This window comes from Mucilaginibacter sp. UYCu711 (assembly GCF_050433825.1).
Classification (GTDB): domain Bacteria; phylum Bacteroidota; class Bacteroidia; order Sphingobacteriales; family Sphingobacteriaceae; genus Mucilaginibacter.
Genome location: NZ_JBNPWM010000023.1, coordinates 1 through 3,586, shown reverse-complemented (window position 1 = coordinate 3,586; position 3,586 = coordinate 1). Strand labels below are relative to the sequence as shown.

General features: G+C 44.1%; 2 protein-coding genes. Both read right to left on the bottom strand.

The genetic code is table 11. The annotated features are described in order from the left end of the window. Positions 1-1,130: hypothetical protein (locus tag ABIB50_RS26555; RefSeq protein ID WP_429385088.1), on the bottom strand; the 1,130-nt coding region annotated here is incomplete at its 3' end. An 8-nt stretch (positions 1,131-1,138) separates the two neighbouring features. Next, positions 1,139-3,586: VCBS repeat-containing protein (locus tag ABIB50_RS26550; RefSeq protein WP_429385085.1), on the bottom strand; the 2,448-nt coding region annotated here is incomplete at its 5' end.

Genomic DNA, 3,586 nt, shown 5'->3' with positions numbered 1-3,586 from the left:
TTATCGCCAAAGTAATGGGTAAGGATCACTGCTGATGTTGTTGAAACTACCGAGTGACCGCTGATATATTCAGGAAAAGGTGGCGTTTGCAACAGCGGTTTCCAGTTAGGGTCGATATACTGGCGGATAGCCGTTTCGGGCCGGATACGGTTGGTGCGGTATTTATCTTCCCAGCAGCAAATAAAGCAATCCATTAAACCTATGGCTACAACGGTGTTCACTTCTATTGTTTTTGAAAAATTTGTTTTGTTGCGGGTGCAGGCAATATCGGTAATACCCATCCAGTGCGCACCCGGCGAGATCTTTTTTAAGCCGATAAGCATATGCCCGTTATTTTGAACCGCAAATGGGTTACAGTCCCAAAAGTTGGCTATGTCTTTTTCTTCCTGAGTTAAGCCGTCGCTGCTTTTTTGATAGCTTAGCAACAGGAACTTATAGAAAGCAGAGTTTTTGTCGGTCGAAAACGGAATGGGATCTGCCGGTACAAATTGCGAAGCCGAATCAAGCGTTAACGTACGCACTGTATTAAAATAAGGTTCAACCGGCGTCATATAGGCCGGAGGGGTTGGGTCCCAGGTACCCGGCTTTGCTTTAAGTTTATAACGCGGATAGTTGCTGATCTTATTATAACGGTCTGACTTGGCGTAGGCCATTATTTTTTTACTGATAAACTGGGCATAATGCTGCGAGCTATCAATTACTTCACTGCTGAAACCTGCGTTCTTGCAGGAGTCCAGAAAACTTTGTTCATAACTTTTCATCAAAGTACTGCCTGATGGCTGCAGTTTGCTGGCTGTTTCCATCATAGCCAAAACAGCGCTAAGCTGATAGTTATATCCGCTAAATTGTTTGGGCTTTTTGATCAAAGGGTAATCATTTAACACGCCATGCAGGTTCTTGAGTGTTGAATCGTTTTCTGAAACTGTTTCGTATCCGGCAAGGCAGGTGTATGCGTAAAAGCGGGTGGCCAATGGCGGGTTGGTAACGTCATGGATCATTATATCGCTCATCTTTTTGATCACCTTACTTATATCGTGATTGGTAAATGCCTGGTTCTTGCCCTTCGTATGGCAGCTCTGCATAATAATTGACAAGCAAAGGCCTGTCAGGAATAAATAAATTATCTTCATTTTAATTATTATTGTTTATATGCTTTCAGCCTGCTTTTATCCATGCTGAATAATAAAGTATTATTTAGTTGCAGTACTCCCCTTACATCGCCCCATAAATTAAAGCCCGATTGTGGCTGGGTGATATATGTATAATTGCCTTTGCCATCGCCTTTAAGCAGGATGCCGTAATTGGCATCATACTGGCCCATACGCAGGCGTGCATGGGTTATATTCCCGCAAAGTAACAGATCATCATGCCCATCATGGTCATAATCAATGGAGGTGATGGTATACACCGGCGAGTATTGCGCCTGCTTAGGCAATGCCACTTCATGCAGCTTACCCTTTGCATTGCTTATAAAACAAGCTGTTGCCAGGTAATTTGCCGTTAAGTGTTTAGCGCCTTTTATTTCTTCCGGGGTAAATACCTTGTCGATGGTGGCATCGGCATAGCTTTTATAATCCGGGAAGCGCCCGCGCATCACACTCATCTGGTCAAGCATCTCGTCGCGGGTGATATACGGATAGCTTTTATGTTGTATATAAAGGCAAAGTATAGGGTCGACTGATCCGTTATCATCAAAATCTTTATAATACATTTCGGCAGGCTCGGTATCAGATGCACGGCATTGGGTATTAAGCCCCAGGTTACCGGCTACCAGGTCCGGGTGCCCGTCATGGTTAATATCGCTTACCTGCAGGCAATTCCACCAGCCGGTATATTTTTTGTCAAAATATTTGGTGGTGGCATCCACCAGTTTGCCGTCCCGGTTCTCAAAAACGCTTATCGGCATCCACTCGCCAACCAATACCAGGTCAGGCTTTTTATCGCCGTTCAGATCTATCCAGGCTGCATCAGTTACCATGCCTATGTTTTTGATAGCGGCATTATAGGTTGCTGTTTTATCGGTAAAGTGCCCCTTGCCATCATTGATCAGGATATAGCTTTGTGGTGTTTCGGGATACCTGCCCGGTATTACCCTGCCCCCAACAAACAGATCAGGGAAACCATCGCCATTAATATCTGCTGCTTTAACACAGCTTTTGCTGCTGATCATTGCCGGTAATGCTTCTTTTGATCGGGTAAAGTTGCCTTTGCCATCATTGATATATAACCGGTCCTGTAGTTTTGGGTCACCGGGTAAAAAATCATCATAACCGCCTGATGCAACGTACAGGTCTAACTTACCATCGCCATTGGCATCAAAAAATATGGCTGCTGCATCGGCGCTTTCTTTGTTGGCATCAAATGCAGGGTTGGCTTTTAGTATAAACGATCCTGATTTTTGCTGGATGTACAGCGCGCCGGCTTTCCCGTTTGTGCCGCCAACATAAACATCTTCAAGCCCGTCACCATTTACATCGCCTTTTACCAGGCATGAGCCCAGGAAAGAAATTGGGTTAACCATTAATGGCTGGCGCTTAAAATCATTGGTGGTATTGGTTGTTTCTTTACTTTTTATGGGTGATGCTACTTCGGTAAATATGGGTTTTACCACCTTTGGCTTAGCGGTTATTGCTGTTGCATCTTTTTCATTTAAAGTGAGCTGCTCATCTGCTTTTACATTTTTCAGGAGCTGCGTTTTGCCGCGCTGCCAGATCACCCGCAGCGAGTCGGCTTGTTTGTTTTGCCCAAGCCCGAAATGCAGCACAGGCGATACGCTTGACTGGAAGCCGCGGGTTGGCATTTGCTCCAGGTATTGCATTTTGTTGCCGGCATAAAGTATCACTTTAGCACCGATTCCTTGTGTGTTGGCATCTGCACCTGCTAATTTTATAGACAGCTGGTGATTTTTATTCTGACTGGTTGCCTGGTTCTCATAAATAAATGCAGGCTGGTTAATGTTGTTCTCTATCAGGTCAAGGTCGCCATCATTATCCAGATCGGCATAAGCAGCGCCGTTACTGTTTGATGATTGGCTGATGCCCCATACGGCGCTGGTATTGGTAAAAGTGGCATCGCCGTTATTCTTAAATAAATAACTTTTCATTTGTGATGATGGCATCTTTTTAACAATATCCAAAAGGTCCTGGCGCATTAAACGCCGGTCTTTTAAGTTATCGCCCATGTATTTTAAAAAATCCATGTTAGTGTAATCGCGGGTATAGCCATTGCTAACAAAAAGATCTTTCCAGCCATCATTATCATAATCGGCAAATAACGGAGCCCAGCTCCAGTCTGTATTTGATATACCTGCCAATTGCCCTACCTCGCTAAATGAGTTGTTGCCGTTATTGATGTGCAGCATATTACGCATATACTGGTAGTAAAAGCCAACTTTTACATTCAGATCAAACGCTTCATAATTATCCGCGCCAAATAATGATTTCTGGCGGTTATTGTCTTCGGGCAACATATCCAACGTATAAATATCCGGCTTACCGTCATTGTTAATATCTGCAATATCATTACCCATCGAGTAAAAAGAGGTGTGGCCTATCTGGTGGGTTAGTTGATCGGTAAATGTGCCATT